The sequence below is a fragment of the Collinsella sp. TM04-29 genome, assembly GCF_003466565.1.
Lineage (GTDB): Bacteria > Actinomycetota > Coriobacteriia > Coriobacteriales > Coriobacteriaceae > Collinsella.
Genome location: NZ_QSPW01000003.1, coordinates 1 through 22,454, shown reverse-complemented (window position 1 = coordinate 22,454; position 22,454 = coordinate 1). Strand labels below are relative to the sequence as shown.

18 protein-coding genes are annotated in these 22,454 nt (G+C 60.7%); 1 reads left to right on the top strand and 17 read right to left on the bottom strand.

Annotated elements, in window-relative coordinates; genetic code table 11:
- Positions 1 to 144: 144 nt before the first annotated feature.
- The 9 genes from DXD39_RS06905 to DXD39_RS06865 form a co-directional block, all read right to left on the bottom strand.
- Positions 145 to 864, bottom strand: a complete 720-nt coding sequence (locus DXD39_RS06905; RefSeq protein ID WP_117803586.1) for a GntR family transcriptional regulator — start codon at positions 862 to 864, stop codon at positions 145 to 147.
- Positions 865 to 1,084: 220 nt separating this feature from the next.
- Positions 1,085 to 2,092: a YitT family protein gene (locus tag DXD39_RS06900; protein ID WP_117803585.1), complete on the bottom strand. Its 1,008-nt coding sequence runs from the start codon at positions 2,090 to 2,092 to the stop codon at positions 1,085 to 1,087.
- 355 nt (positions 2,093 to 2,447) lie between these two features.
- Positions 2,448 to 3,077, bottom strand: coding sequence for an HAD family phosphatase (locus tag DXD39_RS06895; protein WP_158565468.1), 630 nt, complete (start codon positions 3,075 to 3,077; stop codon positions 2,448 to 2,450).
- A 160-nt stretch (positions 3,078 to 3,237) separates the two neighbouring features.
- On the bottom strand, positions 3,238 to 4,221 hold the full coding sequence (locus DXD39_RS06890; protein WP_233503150.1) for an SIS domain-containing protein: 984 nt from the start codon (positions 4,219 to 4,221) through the stop codon (positions 3,238 to 3,240).
- A 199-nt stretch (positions 4,222 to 4,420) separates the two neighbouring features.
- On the bottom strand, positions 4,421 to 5,254 hold the full coding sequence (locus DXD39_RS06885) for a PTS system mannose/fructose/sorbose family transporter subunit IID (RefSeq protein ID WP_117770301.1): 834 nt from the start codon (positions 5,252 to 5,254) through the stop codon (positions 4,421 to 4,423).
- Positions 5,255 to 5,267: 13 nt separating this feature from the next.
- Complete coding sequence (locus DXD39_RS06880; RefSeq protein WP_006235136.1) at positions 5,268 to 6,062, bottom strand: PTS sugar transporter subunit IIC; 795 nt, start codon at positions 6,060 to 6,062, stop codon at positions 5,268 to 5,270.
- 36 nt (positions 6,063 to 6,098) lie between these two features.
- Positions 6,099 to 7,022 (bottom strand): PTS mannose/fructose/sorbose transporter subunit IIAB, encoded by a 924-nt coding sequence (locus tag DXD39_RS06875; RefSeq protein WP_117758489.1) that lies wholly within the window; start codon positions 7,020 to 7,022, stop codon positions 6,099 to 6,101.
- A 183-nt stretch (positions 7,023 to 7,205) separates the two neighbouring features.
- Positions 7,206 to 8,288, bottom strand: a complete 1,083-nt coding sequence (locus DXD39_RS06870) for a DMT family transporter (protein WP_117758488.1) — start codon at positions 8,286 to 8,288, stop codon at positions 7,206 to 7,208.
- A gap of 366 nt (positions 8,289 to 8,654) precedes the next feature.
- On the bottom strand, positions 8,655 to 9,647 hold the full coding sequence (locus DXD39_RS06865) for an SIS domain-containing protein (protein ID WP_006235139.1): 993 nt from the start codon (positions 9,645 to 9,647) through the stop codon (positions 8,655 to 8,657).
- 205 nt (positions 9,648 to 9,852) lie between these two features.
- On the opposite strand from DXD39_RS06865, the gene DXD39_RS06860 reads away from it, so the two are divergent.
- On the top strand, positions 9,853 to 10,575 hold the full coding sequence (locus DXD39_RS06860) for a GntR family transcriptional regulator (RefSeq protein ID WP_117634403.1): 723 nt from the start codon (positions 9,853 to 9,855) through the stop codon (positions 10,573 to 10,575).
- Positions 10,576 to 11,118: 543 nt separating this feature from the next.
- Here the strand turns inward: DXD39_RS06860 and DXD39_RS06855 are convergent.
- From DXD39_RS06855 to DXD39_RS06820, 8 genes are all read right to left on the bottom strand, one after another.
- Entirely contained in the window at positions 11,119 to 11,709 is a 591-nt protein-coding gene (locus DXD39_RS06855) for a GNAT family N-acetyltransferase (protein ID WP_117758487.1), read from the bottom strand.
- A 74-nt stretch (positions 11,710 to 11,783) separates the two neighbouring features.
- Positions 11,784 to 12,809, bottom strand: coding sequence for a low specificity L-threonine aldolase (locus DXD39_RS06850; RefSeq protein ID WP_117758486.1), 1,026 nt, complete (start codon positions 12,807 to 12,809; stop codon positions 11,784 to 11,786).
- 45 nt (positions 12,810 to 12,854) lie between these two features.
- Positions 12,855 to 13,718: a phosphatase PAP2 family protein gene (locus tag DXD39_RS06845; RefSeq protein WP_117803583.1), complete on the bottom strand. Its 864-nt coding sequence runs from the start codon at positions 13,716 to 13,718 to the stop codon at positions 12,855 to 12,857.
- 81 nt (positions 13,719 to 13,799) lie between these two features.
- On the bottom strand, positions 13,800 to 17,432 hold the full coding sequence (mfd, locus tag DXD39_RS06840; RefSeq protein WP_117803582.1) for a transcription-repair coupling factor: 3,633 nt from the start codon (positions 17,430 to 17,432) through the stop codon (positions 13,800 to 13,802).
- Positions 17,433 to 17,589: 157 nt separating this feature from the next.
- A complete protein-coding gene (gene nth / locus DXD39_RS06835) occupies positions 17,590 to 18,255 on the bottom strand; it encodes an endonuclease III (protein ID WP_117637439.1) in 666 nt (221 codons plus the stop codon).
- Positions 18,256 to 18,318: 63 nt separating this feature from the next.
- Complete coding sequence (locus DXD39_RS06830; protein WP_117803581.1) at positions 18,319 to 20,121, bottom strand: ABC transporter ATP-binding protein; 1,803 nt, start codon at positions 20,119 to 20,121, stop codon at positions 18,319 to 18,321.
- 125 nt (positions 20,122 to 20,246) lie between these two features.
- Positions 20,247 to 21,602: a DNA recombination protein RmuC gene (locus tag DXD39_RS06825; protein WP_117803704.1), complete on the bottom strand. Its 1,356-nt coding sequence runs from the start codon at positions 21,600 to 21,602 to the stop codon at positions 20,247 to 20,249.
- 124 nt (positions 21,603 to 21,726) lie between these two features.
- On the bottom strand, positions 21,727 to 22,161 hold the full coding sequence (locus DXD39_RS06820; protein WP_117564953.1) for a hypothetical protein: 435 nt from the start codon (positions 22,159 to 22,161) through the stop codon (positions 21,727 to 21,729).
- Between the last annotated feature and the right edge of the window lie 293 nt (positions 22,162 to 22,454).

The window sequence follows — 22,454 nt, the reverse complement described above, 5'->3', positions numbered from 1 at the left end:
GAGGACTTCGGTACGCGACCGACGATTGAACGTCAGATTGCCGCTTAGGGGCGTTTGCAGCGTCGACCGGTCCGCCGTTCGCTAGAACGGCGGAACCAAGGGCGCAGCGTCGGCCCGTTACGCGGTTTGGTAAAACCGCGTAACTTACATGACCATAACGTAGCGCGATCCCACGTAGTACTGCTTACCCATCAGGACCGGCTCGCCATTGGGGCCGATAAAGCCGGCACGCAGGTTGAGCAGCGGATCGTGCGGAGCAATGCCCAGCTCAGCCGCCTGCTCGGCATTGGCGCGAACGGCCTCGACCGTGCGGTAGCCAACCGAGACAATCGGCGTTCCGCCAACACGCTCGACCTCGGCAAAAATCGACTTGTCCTCAAGATCGGCCGTCAACAGCTCACGGTAGGCGTCAAACGGCACAAAGATGTTCTCCTCAAAGATGGGCTCACCGTCGGCCGTACGCACGCGCTTGATATGCAGCAGCAACGCATCCTTCTGCAGGCCAAAGAACTCCATCTCGTTTTGGCGCGCCGGAACAATCTGACGATCGATCACATGTGCGCCCGCCTTCATGCCGTTGTCGGCACACAGCGCGGTAAACGTCTGCAGCGTCGAGGCGTGAAACTGGCGATTGATGTGCGGCGTGGAAACAAAGGTGCCGCGGCCCTGCTGCTTAACCAGGTAGCCATCGGAGCACAACTCCTCGACGGCGCGGCGCACCGTGATGCGGCTCACCTCGTACTGCTCGGCTAACTCGAGCTCGGACGGAATACGCTCCTTGGGTGCATAAACACCTTTCTCGATCGCATCCTTGATTTCGTCATAAATCTGCTGGTAAAGCGGTGCATTTTTGGGTGTAGGCATATCTAATCACTCTTATCGAAATATCGAAATAACTAATACGTATATAACGTCTAGTTTCATGTTACCTCATAATGATAAAACGATACACCCTCCCTACCAAAAAGCGACAGCTTCATTTTGGTAGGTTTTATCTGGGCAAACGAAGGCCTCCCGAAAGCAGCGAGGCTTTCGGGAGGCTCAAGCGGACAGGATTGCGCCGTGCCGGCAAAATACCAACACTCTACCTGCCGTCGTCCTGTTGCAGACTGTCCTGCTCGCTGAGGCGCGCCTGCCTGCTGGCCATGCGTGCGGGCTTGTCGGGATCGGGAACGGCCGTGGGCATGGGCTCGTCGACATGACCACCCCACCAGCCGCCCACAAAGCTGAGCGTGTGGAACACGTTGATCACGGCACCGGAATCAATGTCGCACACCAGCTTGATAATGTCCTGGCTCTCGTAGGTCGAGACAACGGCGTGCAGCAGGTACATCTTTTCGCGGCTATATCCGCCGATGACCTCGGCGCAACTAATGCCGTGCTGAAAATGGTCAACATAGGCGGTCATGACCTCGTCTGCCTTGCGCGTCGTGATCTGCAGCGTCACGCGGTCGTAGCGATGATAGAAGCTGTCGATGGTCTTGGTCGAAATAAATTGGAACACGATGGAGTACGCCGCGTTGTCCCAGCCAAACATAGAACCAAAGATCGCCAGGATAAAGCAGTTGAAACCAAAGATGACGCCCCAGATGGTCTTGCCGGTGTGGTTGGAAACCCACAGCGCGATAAAGTCGGTGCCGCCGGTGGATGCGCCGGACTTAAGCGCGATGGCGGCGCCCAGGCCCGAGACCACGCCGCCAAAAATAATGAGCATGATCTTGTCGCCCAAAAACGGGGCGAAGTGAAAGACGTTGAGGAACAGCGACGAGAGCACGACCTGCATCATCGAGAAGATGACGAAGCGCTTGCTAATGCCGCTCCAGCATAGGAGCGCCACGGGAATGTTGAGCGCGAGCATGCCGAGCGAGATGTCGATGTGAACGCCGCCCAGCGAGGTAACACGATCGAGCAGGACCGCGACGCCGGTGAGGCCGCTCGGAAGCAGATCGGCAGGCTGAATGAACGCCTGGATCAGAAATGTCTGGAGAACGGCGGAAATCGTGACCGCCACGGCAGTAATGGCGCGGCGGACGATGGCAAGGCGGCCGAGCACGAGCACGCGGTCCGTGAGCTGATCGATGGCGTTCGCCACGTAGGCTCCCTTCGAAGGCAGATATAGTTGTGGGGCATGCCCGCGATTGTAGCATGGAGCGTGCGGGGGCGCTTCAATTCACCCCCTCTCGACAACCAAAATGGGACCAGCAACCCCTACGACCAAAGGCCCAAATTCTAAGTGAGTAGACTTTTTACGATCTGCCGAGCACACCCAAAACTGCCACCTCTGTGACCTGCGGCTTTACTAAGGCAGAAACGCTTTGTGCTCAGCCTGCGCCAAAAAGTCTACTCACTTAGCCCGAATCGAAGCCAAGCGGATCAAAATTGAGGCCAAATTAAGCCAATCCGCAGCAAATGACGCGTGAACCCGTGCTTTTTGCGGTGAATCAACGCTACAGAGCGGCCAAAATGTCGGTCAGATTATCGATAACGGCATCGGCTCGCGATTGATCCAGGTTGACGCCCTCGTGCGGACGCAGCGCCAGGACGCGGGCGCCGGAACGCTTACCGGCCTCGATACCCATGGGCGAGTCCTCGATAACCAGGCACTCGGTAGGCTTCACCCCCAGCGCCTCCATGGCACGCAGGTAGATCTCGGGGTCGGGCTTAAACGCACTGCATTCGTGACCGCTGATGGTGTAGTCCAGCACGTCGGCGATGCCGGCAATCTCCACCAGCTCGTCGATGAGCTCACGGTAGGACGAGCTCGCAATGGCACACTTCACGCCGCGCTCGTGCAGCTCGCGCATCACCGGCTCCGTCTGCTCGTTGAGCAGCTCGGCATACGGAACAGGGTGGACAGGGCTGTATACCTGCTTGTACTCCACGCGCAGGCGCTCGCGCAGCTCAATATCGTCGGGCACCAGCGACTTCCAGATGGCAGGCTCGTTAGAGCCCGAAAGATCGGGGATCTCGTCAAAGTGGAAGCCCTTCTCCTCCATAAACGCCACGCGGCGACGGTTGTAGAACCACTCGGTATCGACCAGCACGCCGTCCATGTCAAACAGCACCGCCTTGATCATACGCATCTCCTCCCACCTGCCAAAAAGGGACAGGTTTATTTTGGTAGGTTTTATCTGGGGTTTTGTAATGCGACAAACACGCCCTCCCCAGAGCAAAAAAGGGGACGGGGTGCAAACCCCATCCCCTCTCAATCAACCCGTAAGGACTACTTACTTGTGATTAGTAGGAAAGCTTCCACATGTAGCGACGCATGGTCAGCGGGTGCTGACGGGCCTCGGCGATCTGGTTGCCGTACTCGCGCATAACGGCGAGGTGCAGCAGCGGGTTGAAGTAGGTAACGACGCTCGCGGGCACGGCGTCAGCCAGGCCGTAGTCCTTGGAGTCGATCAGAGCGACCTTGGCGCCCATGCGCTTAAGGAAGGTGAGGGCGCGGGCGTCCATCGGACGGGTGGCACCATCGGACATGAAGAAGACGTAGGGCTTACCCTCGGTGGAAACCTCGAACGGGCCGTGGAAGTACTCGCCGGTGTTGTAGGCGGCGGCGTCGATCCACTGCATCTCGGTGAACAGGAAGGCGGCGTGAGAATAAGCCATCTTCTCGGAGGCACCGGAGGCCATGAAGTAGATCATCTTGTCGTCCTTGAAGTCCTGGGCGAACTGCTTGGCGAGGCCCTTGGCGGACTGAGCGGCGTTCTCGCAGAGCTCGAAGACGTTGGTGAGGCCGGTGATCATGTCCTCGTAGTGGTCATAGCCCTCGGTCTGCTGAAGGATCTCGAGAGCAAGAGCGATGGCGTAGCCAGGCTTCTCGCACTTGGCAGCGTAGTTGGCATGGAAGCCGTGAACGATGACGTGGTCGGCGTCGACGGTCAGAGCGGAGCCGGCCTTGTTGGTGAGGGAGACGACCGGGCAGTTGTGCTTCTTGGCGGTCTTGTTGGCCTCGACGGTCTCGGGCGTGGAGCCACCGAGGGAGCAGGTGATCACGAAGGTGTGCTCGTTGACCCAGGAAGGCGTGTCGTAGTTGAACTCGTTAGCGGTGAAGATCTGAACGTTCAGCTTGTCCGTGTTGTTGGCCAGGAAGTACTTGGCAGGGTAAAGGTCGGACATGGAAGCACCGCAGCCGACGAAGGCGACGCTGTGGATCTCGTGGTTGGACAGGACGTCAGCGACGATCTGCTTAGGGAGGTTAAGGTCGATCTCGTACATCTGACACATTCCTTTCGATTTTTTGCGGCGCCACATTGCCGGGCGCTCGCAGGGTTACCGTGGTTTGGACCGAGTCGCCGGCCCGTTAAGGATGTGTCAAAGGAACTGTCCCTTTGACACATCTAGGGATGGAAGCCTGCCTGGGGTATGGGATGCCAGGCAGGCCCCCGGGGGAAAGCGGTTAGGCGCTTGGTCGCGACTAGGCCAGGATGCCGGCCGCGGAGAGGGCGATGCCGCCCACGATGGCGATCACGAGAAGCCAACCGGTGTTGACGTTCTTCTTGATGAGCCAGTACATAAGGCCGGTGAGGCCGAGGGAGATCATCTGGGGCATCATGCCGTCCAGGATGTCCTGGATCACGACGGTGCCGTCAGCGAACTGCAGCGGGGTGGTGGCGCCGATCAGCGTAGCGATCATGCCGCCCACGGACATAAGACCCACGATACCGCAGACATACATGAGCTTCTCCATGAGGTCGCCGCCCTGGAGCTTGCTCAGGTACTCGTGGCCGCCCTGATAGCCGATCTTGGCTGCGAACCAAGTGATCAGCACGGAGGGCACGATGGAGATGAGCATGGCCAGGATCGGGCCCATGATGGAGCCCTGCTGAGCCAGCTGAACACCCAGGCCAAAGGCGATAACGCGGATGGTGCCCTGGAAGAAGGAGTCACCGATGCCGGAAAGCGGACCCATAAGGGAGGTCTTGACCGCGTTGATCGAATCGGGGTCGAAGTTCTCGGGATCCTTGGCGTACTCTTCCTCCATGGAGGCGGCGAGGCCTAGGATGAAAGCGCTCGTCTGCGGGGTGCAGTTGTAGAACGCCATGTGACGGTGGTAAGCCTCTTTCTTAGCAGCGAGCTGCTTGGGGTCGGACTCGTCCGGATAGAGGCGATCGAGCGTGGGAACCATGCCGTAGAGGAAGCCCATGTTCATCTGACGCTCGTAGTTCCAAGAGGCCTGGATGGCCCAGGAGCGCCAGAAGAACTGGCTGACCTTCTTGTTCAGGGACACGTCCTTGGTTGCGGTTGCCATAGTGTGTTCCTCCTTAGTCTTCGTCGTCTTCGAGCGGATCGTAGTCGGAATCGACACCGGCGGCTGCATGGGAACCGTTGAACTTGAAGCCCATGAAGACGACAGCCAGGCACACACCGATCAGAGCGACCGCGATGACGGACAGGTTGAGGTAAGCGGCGAGCAGGAAACCGATGAACAGGAACGGAGTCATACCCTTCTTGATCATCATGGTGAGCAGCAGGGCCAAGCCGTAGGCGGTCATGATCTTGGTCGAAACGTTAAGACCAGTGGACAGCCACTCGGGAACCATGTTGACGATGGCCTGAACCAGGTCGGTGCCAACAAAGACGGCGAGGAAGATCGGCAGGAAGTACATGACGGCGTACAGACCGGAGCCGGCGCAGATGTGCATGCGATAGGCGGTCTTGAACTTTCCGTTATCGATCGCGCTATCTGCCACATGGGTGAGGGCGGCGATGATGGAACGGAACACGATGCCGAGGAGCTGACCCAGGACGGCGACCGGGATGGCGATCGTCATGGCGGTCTCGGCGGAAGCATCGGTCAGGCACGCAAAGGCAGCGGCCACGATGCCGCCCAGGACCATATCGGGCGGAACGGCGGCGCCGACCTGCACCAGGCCCATGGACACGAGCTCGACGGCGGCACCGACGGCAAGGCCGGTGGGCACATCGCCCAGCAGCAGACCGACGAGCGTAGCGCCAACGAGGGGCTGCTCGAAGTTAAGACGACCGAGCAGGCGGGAGTCCCACATGCAGAACACGCCGACGAGGCCGACGAGCACCGCACTGATGAACGTATTCATACCCTTCTCCTTTCAGTCAGGCAAAAGCCTGGTTGATTACAGCTTGGCGTCGATGTCGACGCTCTGATACGTGGGGGTCTGCTGGACGTAGAGCTTGATGCCCATGTCGAGCAGCTGGTTGACGTCGGCCTTCTGGGTGGCGTCGAAGAAGACGGAGCTGTCCTTGCCGCCGATCTGATCGGCACCGTCGTGGTTGGCGGTGGCGCCCAGGTTGATGGCGTCGAGCTTGTAGCCCTGGCAGAACTGCAGCATCTCGGCCGTGTTGCCAAAGACGAACATGACGCGCTCGCCGAGGGTGTTGAGCTTGTCCATCTTGGCGAGGGCACGCTCGACGGTAAAGACGTTCAGGCGCACGCCCTGGGGCTTGGCAAGCTTGAGAGCGCCCTTCTTGATGTCATCGTTGGCGGCAGCGTTGTCGACGACGATGATGCGCTCGGCCTGGACCTTGGTGGTCCAGGTAAAGACGACCTGGCCGTGCAGCAGACGGTAGTCAAGACGCGCGAGGACAATCTTGGCGGGACCGGAGCTGTGACGGGACGCCTTGGCCTTCTTGGCGGGAGCCGCGGCGACCTCGACCGGTGCGTTGGGGTTGGTCAGACCGGTGCGGGCCTCGTTGATGAGGGCCGCGAGCTCGGCGCCCTTGACGGGGACGGGGCTCATAGCGAGCGTGAGCGCCAGCGGGATGTTGAAACCGCTGACAACCGTGAACTTCGTGCCGTTCTTGGAAAGCTCGACCATGCTGTTGTTGACCGAGCTGCCGAGCATATCGGTCAGCACATAGACGGTGTCGTCCGCGTTGAACGTGGCGATCATGGCGTCCACCTTATTGGTGATGGGCTCCTTGTCGTCACGAGCAAGCGACACGACGTGGACGTTCGACACGTCGCCGAGAACCATCTCGAGCGTGTCTTTGGCGCCTGCGGCCAGGCCGCCATGAGATGCGAGAATGATCTGATTCATCTTGCCTCCTCCTTTTCGTTATGGTCATTATAACGTCTTACTCGTTGCTTATATTGCTAATTAGTATAAAGAACGTTCGCGGGTGAAAATCGACCGTTGACGGGTTTAACGTACTTGAAACGTTGGGGCTGGGTAGGCCGGCGCTGGCTGGATAATCCCAGGTCGGACGCCGTGCGCAATCCCTTATCGCACGAAGTACCAGGGGCTTTCCTGCACGGTGGGCTCCAGCGCGATGCCGGTGCGTTCCTTAAACAGATCCATGTCCTGAGATTTTTCGGTCCACCACGCGTTGGGCTTAAAGGTCATGCTCTCGACAATACGTTTGGCAATGACGCTGTTGCGCAGCTTGGAGAAGTCGGTGTTCATAATCAGGATAGACGCGAGCACCAGCACGATGCCCAGGACTTTGATCGCACCGGCGGGCTCGGCGTAGACACCAATGCCCAGCAGTACGGTGACGACTGTCTCGAATGACATTACGACGGGAACTTTCGACGTCTCGAGCCCCATGGACAGGCCCTGCATATATAAGATGTAAGCCACGGCTGTGGGGATGAGTCCAAAGCCAAGGAACAGCAGCAGCAGCTGTGGCGACATTGCCGCGGCGACATCCGGCCACGGAGCCGCGATAGCCGCCATAACCGCACCGCCAAAAACAAAGCCCCAAAACGTGACAGCCAGCGGGTGGACCGTCTTGGTTGCTATTCGGCTAAACACCGCGAGCGACGCACCACAAAGGCCTGCAATCACGCCCGACGTGACGCCCCAAACCGAAAAATGAAAACCGGAAAGGTCGCCATTGGTCACTGCAAGCACGCAGCCAACGATGTTAAAGACAATGGCAACGAGCTTGTTGGGGGTCACGTCCTCGCGATAAAGCACGCGGCCGAGCATGACGCCAAACACCGGCGAGGTGTAGAGCAGCACCGAGGCCGTGGACATGCCCACCTCGCCCATGCACTCGTAATAGCAGGTGTTGGCGGCGGCCAAACCGACGATACCGACAAGCGCGCAGGGAACAAGCTCTTTAGGGCTTGCCTTGAACAGTGCCAGGGGACCCGATGCCTTTCCCTCACGAGCACCTCCCTGGCAACCCATGAATGCCAAGACCGGAGCCATTAAGACGGCACCCGACAACAAGCGAAAGGCAGCCATACTCTGGGACGTAACGCCCATGGCCGAGATGCCGTTTACAAAGATTCCGATGCTGCCCCACATAAGCGCGGCGATCAGCACCAGCACATAGCCCAGATTGCTTTTCTTCAACGCAGCCTCCTCGGTATTGTTTCCAATATGTTTCACACTACGTTATAGTCGTTATATACATTTTTCAAGGCACAAATCGGCAGACGGGAAAATCTGCTTTTCCGCTACAACCCATTAGTGCAAAGAGGCCAGGTTCATATGCACCAACTTGGTGCATATGAACCTGGCCCCAATGCACCAACCCCTTAACAAACACGACGACGCCGACGTTTTGGCAACGTCAGCGAGCGCCCGTCATTTGAGCCAAGGTGCCGTGAAATGAAAAGGCGCTGACCTTCTGGTCGCGCCTTTGAAATTGAACGGCAGATTGGCCAAATGCCGGGCGCGCAGCGTCGAGCCGTTACGCCGTTCGGTAGAACGGCGTAACTAGTAGTCCAGCTTCCACATGTAGCGGCGCGTCATGTAGTCCTTGTGGGTAACGGCAGAGAGTGCACGCATGTACACGTTGTTGAGGATCGGGGCAAAGATCAGGTGGTTGAAGTACTCGCTCACGCTGTCCTTGATGTCGTTGAGGCCGAGCTCCTTGGCGTCGAGCTGATAGACGCGCTCGCCACCGTACTGGTTGACAAAGCGGATGCCGCGCTCGTCGTTGCAGCGGCTGCGGCCGACGCTGATGAGCTGGAACAGCGAGGTGCGCTTGTCCAGGATCTCGAAGGGGCCGTGAAAGAAGTCGCAGGTGTTGATGGTGCAGGAGTCGATCTGCAGCATCTCCTGCACGTTGCAGATGCTAAAGACATAGGCGGCGCCAAAGAGCGGACCCTGAGCCATGACGTTGATGCAGGGCTTGTCGGCGTTCTGCTCGGCCCACTTGGCAGCGAGCGGACGGGTGTACTCGACGGCCTTGCGATAGATGGGATCGACCAGGTCGAAGGCGGCCATAGCGGTCTCGTACTCGGCATAGCCCTCGGTCTGCTGCGTAAGCTCCATGGCGATCATGGTCACGACGGCGGAGTTGGTGCGGCCCATGCAGGACTCATCGACGGCCAGGCTGTCATACTGGATCTTGTAGTCGCAGACTTCGGTGAGGCCGGACTCGTCGACATAGATGGCGATGGTGCTGGCGCCGTGATCCTTGGCGACCTGGGCGGCGACGATGGTCTCTTTGGTGCCGCGCATGGACACGACGACGGCCAGGGTGTTCTCGTTGACGTAGGCCGGGGTGGCGTGCACGAACTCGTTGCTGGTGTAGCTGGAGCTCACGACCTGCGTGGCCTCGTGCTCCATAAAGTACTGGGCAGGATAGTTGCCGCCGTTGGATCCGCCAGCGCCGATCCACACGACGCGCTTGATGCCGCCCTTGTCCGCCTTGTCAGCCAAAACCTGGGAGACGACGTCCTTAACCTGTTCCTGAGTAGTCATCGTGCATCAGCCTTTCTTCTCGTTTGATGCTCTCGATGGCATACAAGTTACATACATGTTTTGGTTATGTCGACTAGTTGTATGCTATATTTGTCTTAGAAATTTTGCTGGTAAAGTTTTCGGCAATCCATTACCAGCGGTTTTGTTGTCATGTTGGATACATGCTTGGTTCAGTAAGCATATAAGTTAGATACAGGTTATTCGCATGAGCACTTCGTCAAAAAAGAACTTGGCCCAATACGAGCGTCTGGCGGGTACGCTGCGTGACCGCATCGCCGCCGGCACCTACGCACGCGAAGACAAGCTGCCGTCCGAGATGGAACTCATGGACGAATCGGGTCTGTCGCGCAGCACCGTGCGCCACGCCCTTAAGGTGCTCGTTGATGAGGGCCTGGTGCGCACCGAGCGCGGGCGTGGCGCCTTTGTGGCCGACACGCCCGCGCTCCACGAGAACAACCTGATGTTTTCGAGCTATACCAAGCAGGTCGAAGGCCAGGGCATGAAGCCCACCACGCGCACCGTGGACTCGGGCTTTGCCAAGGCGGCCGGCAGCATAGCTAAGTTCTTTGACGCCGCCGTGGGCAGCAAGCTCGTCAAACTTGTCCGTCTGCGTTATCTGGACGATGCGCCGCTGTGCCTGGAGACCACCTATCTGCCGCCAAGCTTCGAGGCACTCATCGACCGCGATATCAACGGTTCGCTCTACGCCACGCTGCGCCAAGAATTCCATCGCGCGCCGGCACAGGGGCACAAGACCTTTGAGGTGTGCTATGCCTCACAAAACGAGGCGTTTTTGCTCAACGTCGAGCGCGGGCAGGCGCTGATCCTGATCACCGACTACGTCTACGACACCGACGGCCGCCCGCTGCACATCTCCAAGCGCATCCAACGCACCGACCGCGCCAAATACACCGAGCCCATCGGCTAGCGCGCCAAACCAGGCAAAATGCACCTAATATACGTTTTACCTGCGGTTTTTATAAAATCTCAAACCAGCATGGCGCAAATGCCAGCATCGCCTGGCAACGCACGCCGTCCAAGCTCAACTGTTCCTGTCCAGAATATCCAGCACCGTAAACCTAAGTGAGTAGACTTTTCGCGATCTGCCGAGCACACCCAAAACAGCCATCTCTGTGACCTGCGGTTTTAGTAAGGCAGATGCGCTTTGTGCTCGCCCTGCGCCAAAAAGTCTACTCACTTAGCTCGCAAGGCGTCCCGAGGGGACGATTCAGGTCAAAATAGCATACGAACGCCGTGCTTCTTGCGGCGATTTGATGCCACAAGACAGCCAAAAACCTGCCAAAAAGGGACAGGTCTAGTTTGGTCGGTTTTATCTGGAGCTTTGCTGCATCCGCAGGTCAATCGCCTTGGTCATACACACCCAAAACAAAAGCCGCCGCGAAGGTATCCGCATCCTTCGCAGCGGCTTGCAACGTTTGCCCAGATAAAACCTGCCAAAATAAACCTGTCCCTAAATGGCAGGTTTGGGGAGGTCGGGGAACCAGGTCGGCTTGGGTTGGTTGGGTGTGCGCTCGGCTAGGACCAGCTCCATCCAGCACATGTCGTACCAGCGGCCGAACTTTTGGGCGCAGCGATCGAAGGCGCCCACCAAACGGTAGCCCATATGGGCATGGAAATCCTGACTGTTGTGCGTCAGATACTCGTCGTCATTGTCGTGCGGCACGGCAATGAGCGCGCACATGTTGGTGATGCCCATCGCGACCAGGCATTGCTTGAGCGCATCGTGCAGCTTGCGGCCCAGCCCGCCGTGGCGCACATCGCGCGCCAGGTAGATCGAGGTCTCAACCGACCAGTCATAGGCCTCGCGGCTGTTGAGCGGACTCACATAGGCATAACCTACCGGACGCCCGTCCAGCTCCATCACCAGATACGGATAGCGCTTGAGCGTGCGCTCGATGCGCCCGGCGAACTCCTCAACGCTCGGCACCTCGTATTCGCAGGTAATCGCCGTCTGGCGCACATACGGCTCATAGATGGCAAGCAATGCCGGCGCATCATCGGGCGTCGCCAGGCGAATCGTCGGCTCGGACATCTTGGCCATACAGCCCCTCTCAAAAGCAAAGGCCGCCTTGCGCCAAACCCAGGCGCAAGGCGGCCCCTCGTCATTACATCAACCTACAGGACAGCCGCCAGCGCGTCGATGTCCTCCTGTGTCGTGGCCCAGCTGGTGCAAAAGCGCACCACGGTGTGGGTCTCGTCGTACTTTTCCCAGTACTCGATCGAAGCATGCTCGCGAATGCGGGCCATGTCCTCGTTGGGCAAAATCACAAACTGCTGGTTGGTGGGCGTCTCCAAGAAGAACTGGTAGCCGCGCTCATGCAGCACGCGACGAAGCGCCTGCGCCGTCTCAATCGCCTGGCGGCCAATCTCAAAATACAGGCCGTCGGTAAAGAGCGCCTCAAACTGAACGCCCGTCAGACGGCCCTTGGCCAGCAGCGCTCCGTGCTGCTTAATGCGCGGAATGGGGTGTGCCGGAGCGTGCATGCCGCAAAACACCACGGCCTCGCCGCAAAGCGCGCCGCACTTGGTGCCGCCAATGTAGAACACGTCGCACAGCTGCGCCAGCTCGGGCAGGGTAATGTCGCACTCATCGGCCGCCAGCGCATAGGCCAGACGGGCGCCATCCACAAACAGCGGAATCTGGCGCTTCTGGCACACCGCATGAATCGCCGCAAGCTCGGCGGCGGAGTACAGCGTGCCGTACTCGGTCGATAGGCTCACGTACACGGCACCTGGGAACACCGTGTGCTCGTAGCTCTCGTTTTCGTAAAACACCTGGATATAGCTGTCGAGATCCTCGGCATGCATCTTGCCCTCGTAGCCGGGAATGGTAAGCACCTTGTGGCCGCCAAACTCGATGGCACCCGCCTCGTGGCAGGCAACGTGGCCGGTCTCGGCTGCAACGACGCCCTCGTAGGGCGCAAGCAGCATGTCAATCACCGTCGCGTTGGCCTGTGTGCCGCCCACCAGAAAAAACACGTCGGCATCGGGTACCTGACAGGCCTCACGAATGAGCTGCTTGGCACGCTCGGTGTGTGCATCGGTACCGTAGCCGGGCTGCGGCTCCATATTGGTGTCGACGAGCGCCTGCAGCACTGCCGGATGTGCGCCGTGAGAATAGTCATTGTTGAACGCGAGCATGGTAATCCTCTCTAGCCGGGCACGAGCCCGATGATTCAGATGGGGCTATTGTACGCCGCCCGGATAGGCAATGCGCGCGGCAAGGCACTCGAGCGCCAGCACCAAGGCAAAGCCGCAGCTCACGTCACTCAAAAAGTGTGCGCCGATCACGATGCGACCAAAGGCGACGAGCGCTGCAACCACAGCGGCGACCCAAAAGACCACGCGGCGGCGCGACGGCTTTTCCTTAAAGGCCGCCGCGGGAAGCCCGGCGAGCATAAGGCCGATCGCCGCGTGCGCCGTGTGTCCGCTCGCAAACGACTTAAAGCCGTCCTTGATCACGCCGGCGGCGATATAGGCCCACTTGTCGGGGTTGCCGATCACCCACCACGGCTGAAAATTGAGCCCCGGCGTGACCTCGATCACGCGCATGCGCGGGCGCGACCACAGCGGCTTGACGATCACGTTGAGGATAATGGCCTGAGCGACCCACACGGCAAGCACCATCAACGCCCAGCGCGTGAGATCGTCGGGCTCGGTCGTGCGCGTAAGGCGATAGGCGATGAGGTTGGCCGCGATGACCAGCACAAACGTCAGCACCAACTGAACCACGATGAGTTTGCCGCCAACCCGCAGGGACGAAACGATCTCGTAGCCGACCAGGCCCACGTTGACCAGAACGCCCAGCACGGCGAGCCATTTGCTCCCCCTGGAGTCGGGACGCACCGCGCGTACGAGCATAACGCCTGCGACGCTCGCCGTCAGCTCAAACGGCAGCTCGCCGGCGGCCTCGATAAAGCGGCCGTACATGCTGGCGATGTTGAACAGCGCGCTCGAGATCTGGTAATCGAAGAAGCTGCCCACGCCCAGACAAAGGCACAGAACGACCGCGATAGCGGCGGCGTCTTTCTTGTAGATGTACCCGAACATGCTTTCCTTTCCATCGGGCGAAGTTTTCAACCTGCAACGTGGCGGGGCAAAGAATCCTTGTCCCGCCAAGCCACCTACCTGTTATTCATCATCGCTGGCACCCAGCTGCTGCAGCAGCATGAGGGCTGCTGCCACGGGACCGGCCTCGTCGTTGGCGTCGAGACCGCGGCCCAGGCCGCTGCCCACACCGGCGCCCGCCTTGTAGGGCACCGACAGCTTGCGGCTCTTGGGAAAGTTCACCGCGCCATAGCGGGTCTTTAGTTCAAAGGCCACCTTCTTGGGCACGTCGACGCCCAAAAACGTGATACGCCCACCGCTGAGCGTGACGCTCTCGAGCCCCAGGCGCTCGCCGCGAATACGGATGCGCGCGCGGTTGAACAGGTTGAGTCCCGCCAACGGCAGCTCGCCATGCGCGGCCTCGGTCTCTTCCTGCACCTCATCGATGCTCTCCAGGTCCTCGGCCGCTGCGAGCTTACGGTACACGAGCACGCGCTGATCCACCGCCGGCAGGTACTCCTCGGACAAGAAGTAGTCGGCCGGCAGGTTAATGCCCACGCTCGTCGCCTCCACGCCGGCATCGTCGTCACCGCGTGCCTCTGCCACGGCCTGGCCCAGCATCTGCGTAAACAGGTCAAAGCCCACGCTCGACAGGTTGCCGTGCTGCTCGGCGCCCATAAGCGAGCCGGCGCCGCGGATCTCCAGGTCGCGCATGGCGATGCGCATGCCGCTGCCCAGGTCCTGGAACTCGGAAAGTGCAGTCAGGCGTGCCGTTGCCTCCTCGGTAAGTGGCAGCTCGCCGGGGAACATAAAGTACGCGTATGCCTGCGTGGCCGAGCGGCCCACGCGGCCCTTAAGCTGGTAAAGCTGTGCCAGACCCAGACGCTGCGAGTCTTCGATGATCAGTGTGTTGGCGGTCGCGTTGTCGATGCCGCTCTCCACGATGGTCGTGGCGATGAGCACGTCGATCTTTTTGGTCGCGAACTCGATCATCACGTCCTCGACCTCGCGCGGGCTCATCTTGCCGTGCGCCACGCCCACGCGCGCCTCGGGCGCGGCCTCGTGCACGCGCGCCACGGCGTCGTCGATAGTCTTGACGCGATTGGACACGTAATACACCTGTCCGCCGCGGCCCACCTCCAGACGAATCGCCGCACTCACCACGTCGGGGTCGTACTCCCCCACGTGCACAATGACGGGACGACGCCCGGTCGGCGGCGTGGTGATCAGGCTCATGTCGCGCACGCCGCTCGTGGCCATCTGCATGGTTCGCGGAATAGGCGTTGCCGAGAGCGTGAGCACGTCGATTTGCTCGCGCAGGTTTTTGAGCTGCTCCTTGTGCTGCACGCCAAAACGCTGCTCCTCGTCGATGATCACCAGGCCCAGGTTCTTGGGGTTCACATCGGCCGAAAGCAGGCGGTGCGTGCCGATAAGCACGTCAATCGCGCCCTCGGCAAACGCCTTGAGTGCGCGCTTTTGCTGCGCCGGCGTACGGAAGCGGCTGAGAACCTCGACCTCAAGGCCAAACGGGGCAAAGCGTTCAAAGAACGTCTCGTAGTGCTGCTGGGCCAGAATGGTCGTGGGGCAGAGCACCATGACCTGGCGGCCGGAGTCCACGCACTTAAAGGCCGCGCGCAGGGCGACCTCGGTCTTGCCGAAGCCCACGTCGCCGCAGAGCAGGCGGTCCATGGGCTTGGGCGCCTCCATGTCAGCCTTGATGTCGGCGATAGCCTCCAGCTGGTCGCGCGTCTCGTCGTAGGGGAAGCTCTCCTCCATCTCGATCTGCTCGGGCGTATCGGGCGGGCAGGCGATACCGGTAATCGACGAGCGACGCGTATACAAATCGACCAGGTCAAACGCCAGCTTTTTGGCGTTCTTGCGCGCCTTGTTGGTGGCACGTGTCCAGTCGGCGGTGTTGAGCCTGGTCAGGCGCGGCTTGTCGCCGTCGGGGCCAACATAGCGCGTGATGCGGTCGACCTGCTCGAGCGGCACGTAGAGCTTGTCGCCGTCGGCATATTCCAGCAAAAAGTAGTCGCGTTCCTTGCCGCCCACTTCCTGGCGCGCGATCTCGCTAAAGAGCGCGATGCCATGCGTTGCGTGCACCACGTAGTCGCCCGGCTTAAACGGGAAGGTGATCTGCGTAATGTCAACCTTGCGGCGGCTGCGCGCGCGATTGGCATCCATGCGGGCGTTGAGGTCGGCGATCGAGAACACGGCCAGGTTGGCATCGGGCACCACCACGCCCTGCGGCAGAGCGGCATCGACAAAGGTCACGCGTCCGCGCGAGATGGTGGGCACGGCGACACCGGCGGCAGCCTGGGCGGCACCCGCCTCGAGCGAGCGGGCGTTAAGCGCGTCGGCCTTGCGCTCGCGAATGGAAGCATGGGCCTCCTGGCGGGCGGCACGGTCGGCAGAATCCGCCGCCGCCACGCGTACACGGTCACCGATAACACCGGCGTTTTCGGGCGCGGCCGTCAGTGACTCCTCAAAGGTTATGCCCTCGTCGCCAAAGGTGAGCTCCATCGACTCGCGCGCACCGCGGTCGGGGATGGCAAACACGCAGGCATAGCGCTTGCCCACGACCTCCTGGATACGCGTCATAAAGCGATTGTCCGAGCCCGCAATGGCCGGCTGCTCAATCTTGAGCTCGGCCGTCACCGCACCACCGGCACGGATGAGGCTCACATAGTTCAGGCGCTGCTGGGCACCAAAATCGAGCTGTTGGGCACGCACGTACAGACCATCCAGGCGGTCAATCCCTGCCTCGCCGGCACGCGCCTCGATATCCTCGTAGGCGCGCAGACAGTCGTCGAACAGCGAGCGCGGCTCGGACAGGACCACGAGCGCCTTGCCGCTCACGTGTGTCAGCGGGCTCACGGTCTGGCCGTACATCACCGGCAAAAAGCGGTCGAGCTCGGGCGTGACGATGCGCGCATCCACCATCTCGAGCAGCGCCGCCAGTTTGCTGTCGTCCTGGCTGGCGCGATAGAGCGCCACATGCATGTTGTGGACCGCCTCGTCGGTAAGCGCCAGCTCGCGGCACGGGAAGATCTCGATACTGTCCTCGTTGCCGATGGTCTGCCCCGTTGAGCTCACCATGCGGCGGATGCGGTCAATCTCGTCGCCAAAGAACTCAATGCGCACGGGCGCTTTCTCTTGTGCGGGGAACACCTCGACGGTGTCGCCGTGAATGCGGAACAGACCGGGCGCATCAGCGGCGCCGGCATTGGTGTAGCCCATGCCCACCAGGCGATGCGGCACCTCGTCAAAAGGAATCTCCTCGCCCACCGCAAAGGTCGTGGACTCCCAGTAGTGGCTCTCGACCGGCGGCACGCAGCGCAGCAGCGCGCGGGCCGAGGCAACCATGATGCAGTTGTCCCCGCGCACGATGCGCCCCAGAGCCTCGCAGCGCTGCGCCACCACGGCATCGTCGGGCGCCTGCTCGCGCCACGGATAGTCCTTGCGCTCGGGAAAACGGCACACGTGCGCCAGGCCCACGTAGGCGGCAAGGCTGCGCGCGGCGCGATCGGCCGCATCCTCGCCACTCACAATGTAGACCGTCGGGCGCGGACGGCGCGCAAACTGGGCGGCCGCCATAAGCGTGCGGCCCGACTGCGACACGGCCAGCGTCACGTCCTCGCCGGCATCGAGTCCGGCCTCGACGGTCTGCAGCGCCTCGGCAGTGTAGAGCTGCGCGGCTATACGGTGAATGAGCATGCTGTTCCTCCGGCATCGCAACGCCAAAAGCCCGCCGGGGCAAGCTCGGCGGGTCGTACGTCAAATACATTGTCTGTCATGGTAGCGCATGGAGAGGACTCCGGCTCAAGGGCAAACCCAGCCCCGCAAAAAACGCCAGACGAAGATGCGTTCCGCCCTACCCCGCTACGCGCACGCTGGGGCACAAATCTGCCAGCGGGCACTCGTCGCACTTAGGTTTGCGAGCGTCGCAGATCTCGCGGCCAAAGGTGATCCACTGGTGGTTGACCGACTCCCAATACTCGTGCGGCAAAATCTTGAGCAGATCTTGCTCGGTCTTGAGCGGCTCTTTGGCATGCGTCTTGGGGCTCAGCATCAGGCGGTGCGCGATGCGGTTGACGTGCGTATCGACCGCGATGCCCTCGACAATGCCAAACCCCACGTTGAGCACGATGTTCGCCGTTTTGCGCCCCACACCCGGTAGCTTGACGAGCTCCTTCATGTCGGCCGGCACCTCGCCGCCGTAATCGGCAACGATCATCTGCGCGGCCTCCACGGCGTGCTTGGCCTTGCTCTTATAAAAGCCGAGTGACTTAATGGTGTCGGCCACATCGGCCACGCTCGCCCCCGCCATGGCCTCGGGCGTGGGCCACTGGGCAAACAGCCGCGGCGTCACCTTGTTGACCTGTGCATCGGTCGTCTGCGCCGAGAGCAGCACCGCGATGAGCAGCCTAAAGGGATTCTCGTGGTCCAAAAAGCACTCAACCGGGCCATAGCGACGGTTGAGGCGCTCGCACACCTCAACGGCGCGCTCGCGTTTGGCGGCATTGGTCTCGCGTGGCATAACGACTCCTCGGCTCGGCAGAAACATAACTTCACGGAAACGATTGTCCCACGTACGGGGGCCTTAAGCCTCCAAAAATGCGCCGGTCTGGCGGCCCCACAGGCTCGCATACTCGCCGCCTGCCTCGACAAGCTGCGCATGCGTACCGTCCTCGACAATCTCGCCGTCCGCCAGCACCACGATGCGATCGAGCGCCGCCACGGTGGACAGGCGATGCGCCACCACAATGGAGGTGCGACCGCGCATCAGGTTCTCGAGCGCCTCCTGCACCAGCGCCTCGGACTCGCTGTCGAGGGCAGACGTCGCCTCGTCGAGCACCAGGATCGGCGCGTCGGTCAGGATAGCGCGGGCGATGGCCACGCGCTGACGTTGGCCGCCCGAAAGCTTGACGCCGCGCTCGCCCACCATGGTGTCAAAGCCGTTGGGCAGGCGGTCGATAAACTCGGTCGCATTGGCCAGGCGCGCGGCCTCGCGAATCTGCTCGTCGGTTGCGTCGGGGCGGCCGTAGGCGATATTCTCGCGAATGGAGCGATGGAACAGCAGCGCCTCCTGCGGCACGTAGGCAACCTGGCGGCGCAGGCTCTGCTGTGTGCAGCGCGAGACGTCTTGGCCGTCCACGAGCACGCGGCCGCCCTGCACATCGTCCAAGCGCAACAGCAGCTTGGTGAGCGTCGTCTTGCCCGAGCCCGATTTACCCACCAGGCCCACGCGCTGGCCCGCCGCCACGTGAAGCGTCAGGTCGTCGAACACGTTCTCGCCCGCCGCGGCGTCACGGTATGCAAAGCTCAGGTGCTCAAAATCAATCGCACCTTCGGTCACTTTAAGCTCGGGAGCGTTCTCGTCGTCTGCCACCAGACGCGGCTCGTCCAGCACGCGCGTCATCTCGGCCGCATCGCCCAGCGCGCGGTTGATGCGCTGCATCATGGAGCTTACGTAGTTCAGACGCATGGTGAGGTTGTACGTATAGGTAAAGATCATGACGAGCGCACCGGCCGAAATGCCAAACCACGCGTTGCCACCCGCGACGAACACACTCACCACGGCCATGGTGATGACGATAAGGCCCGAGGTCGTAAAGTTGCGCTGCATCATGGCGTGCATCGAAACCGTTTCGGCGTCGCGCGCGGCGCGGTCGGCGGCATCGAACAGGTCGCGCTCAAAGTCCTCGCGCCCACAGGTCTTGACGGCCAGGATATTCGTGACCGCGTCGGACAGCACGCCCGACAGCTTGTTCTGCGCGGCGGACGTCGCGGCCGAAAGCGGCATGATGCGCTTGTACATAAGCCAGACAAACGCAATGTAGACGACCATGATGCCCACCAGGATCACGGTAAACGTCGGCACCACCGGAGCGAGCGCCGCCACCGTGCAGACAACCGAGGTGATGGTGGGAATGAGCGAATACACCGTCACGTCTACCAGCCCCGTATAGCCGCTCATAAAACGACTCGTCTGGCTCACGAGCGATCCGCCAAAGCGGCTGGTGTGGAATGTCATGGATTGATTGGAGAGCGTGTCGAAGCACAGGCGCGCCAGGTGATAGTTGCCCGCAATCTCGAGCTTGTAGACGGTGTAGTCCTGCAGCTTGGAGAGGATCTGGCCCACTAGGTTAACGAGCACGAGCGCCAGAATGTAGGGACCAAAGACCTCGAATACTTGATCGCCCGCCACGGAACCCGCTTGGACGCGGTCGACGATGAGGGCCATCACGTAGGTGTTGGCAAACGTGAGCAAAAAGATGTAGCCCGCCGACGAGAACACCGAGAGAAAGACGATCAGCGGCTGCGTGCGCGTGACGTCCCAAAAACGCTGCAGCGTGCGGCGCACGGTGGAGCGTTTGAGCGGACTGGTGTTTCTCTGAGACATGGGCTTCCTTTCGCGTCTGATAGGGCGAAACGCCATTGTTGCACACTAAAGCGCACTTCAGGCAAGTGCAACGCGAAAAGCGCCCGCGTCCCGCGCTTGCGCAGGCGCCCCGCCGTCAGATGCAGCTAGTCCTCGTCTTTTTGGTCTGCGAGCAGCTCCGCAGACGTGAGTCCCAAGATCTCGTCGGCCTCCCGCGCGTCTTCCAGCGCGTCGATGTCCTTGAGCTTGCGCTCCATGACGTTGGTGCGCGTGGTAATGATGCCCTCGACCGTTTTGCCCGCGGTCTCGATCTGCTGCTGGGCGCGGCGCAGCGCCTTTTGATAGCGCGGCAGCTCGGCCTTGACAGCGGAGAGCACGCGCAGTACATCGTCGGTGCGTTTTTGCAGCTTAAACGTTTGGTAACTCATCTGCAGGCTGTTGAGAATGGCCGCCATGGTGCTAGGGCCGGCAACGTTGACATGATAGTCGCGGCCCAGGGTCTCGATAAGCCCGGGGCGGCTGACGACCTCAGCGTACAGCCCCTCAAACGGAACGAACATGATGCCAAAGTTGGTGGTCACGGGCACGCTCAGATACTTTTCGCAGATGTCCTTTGCCTCACGCTTGACCATAGCGTCAAGCGTCTTGCGCGCGGCGGCGACGGCATCCGCGTCGCCCGACTCCTGGGCATCGAGCAGATGCTCGTACGCGTCGCCCGGGAATTTGGAGTCAATCGGCAGCAGTACGGGGTCGCCCTCGTCTACCGGCAGCTTGACGGCAAACTCAACACGCTCCGAGGCGCCGGGCTTGGTGGCAACGTTTTCCAGATACTGATCGGGTGTGAGGATATCCGCCAGGATCGCGCCCAGCTGCACCTCGCCCAAAATGCCGCGCGCCTTGACGTTACCCAGCACGCGCTTAAGGTCGCCCACGCCAGTGGCGATAGATTGCATGTCGCCCAGGCCCTTGTACACGGCCTCGAGCTGGTCGCTCACCTGCTTAAACGATGCAGACAGACGGTCGTTGAGCGTGCGAGAGAGCTTCTCGTCCACCGTCGCGCGCATCTGATCGAGCTGCACGTTGTTGTCTTTGCGGATGGCGCCCAGCTGAGCATCGACCGTCTCGCGCACCTTGTCCAGGCGATGCTCGATGCCCTCGCGATTGGCGCCGAGCTGTTGGGCCGTCTCACGGCGCAGGTCATCCATCCGGTCACCAGCTTGCGAGAACTCGCGTGCGATGGCCAGGTAACGTTGCTGCTCCACGGCCGCATCGGTCGTCTGCTGCTGCGCGATGGCATTGGCCGTGCGGCGTGTTTCGGCCAGCGCGACGTTCAGGGCATCGAGCGCGTTGTTGGCCTGCTCGAGTGCTGCCAGCGTTTCCGCGCTACTGTCGCCACGCTCCCGCAACTCGGCACGAAGGCCCTTGAGCTGCAGGGCACAGGCCGCAGCGACCCCCACCGCCACCAAAGCAATCACAATAAGTGCAATATCAATTGCAGACATAAACTCCGCCCAACAAACCCAATCGATCATCAATCAAAACCGCGATCAATCTTACCCCGCCACACACACGGATCACTCACTGCCTTGCAGACAAATTTCTCTTAGAGCCGCGGACGCTAAAACGCTAGCTCTCCCAGCCGGCGCGGATGGTTGTTATGACGTCACCTAAGCGCTGGCCTAGGGCCGCTAGATGCTGGAGCACCTCGTTGGGCGATGCGCCGTTGAGGATGCACGTGAGGGCATACGACGCCAGAAAGATGGCCGCAAGCCCCAGCGGGATGAGCACGATCATCGCCAAGGTGCGCAGGCGCTGGCCCACGCGGCGACGACGCGCACGACGCTTGTCGAACGCGAGCTCCTGCGCATATGAATCTTGCTGTACGGAATAGGCCTCTGGTGCCGATTCACACCCGGGCACAGCTGCAGGTACAGCAGCGGGCACGACATTTTGCGCAAAGGGCTGGACTGCCGCCCCTTGCATTTGCATCTCCATGAGTCGTTGCTGCTGACGCAGCATGCGCTCAGCTTGTTGCTGCGGAGTCTCAAGAAACAAATCCATGCTGGCCTCCAAAATCGGAGCATTCGACGCTTACGCCCAGCATCCCGCACCGCCATGACCGCGACAACGCAATCCGTAGCAATAGCCGCAAAGTTTCTTGTTGACAAAAGCTGTCGAAAACCTCAACAACTCCCCTACCAGCACTTTCTCTGAGCTTTTTTCGCCAACAATCTTTTGGCCTTCCACCCTTACGCCAACTGACCAAAATCTAACCAAAAGCTTGACGAAAATTGTGGGGACAGGGACCCCACACAATCAGAACCACCCTTAAAAAGGGTGGTTCGCTCTTAGGG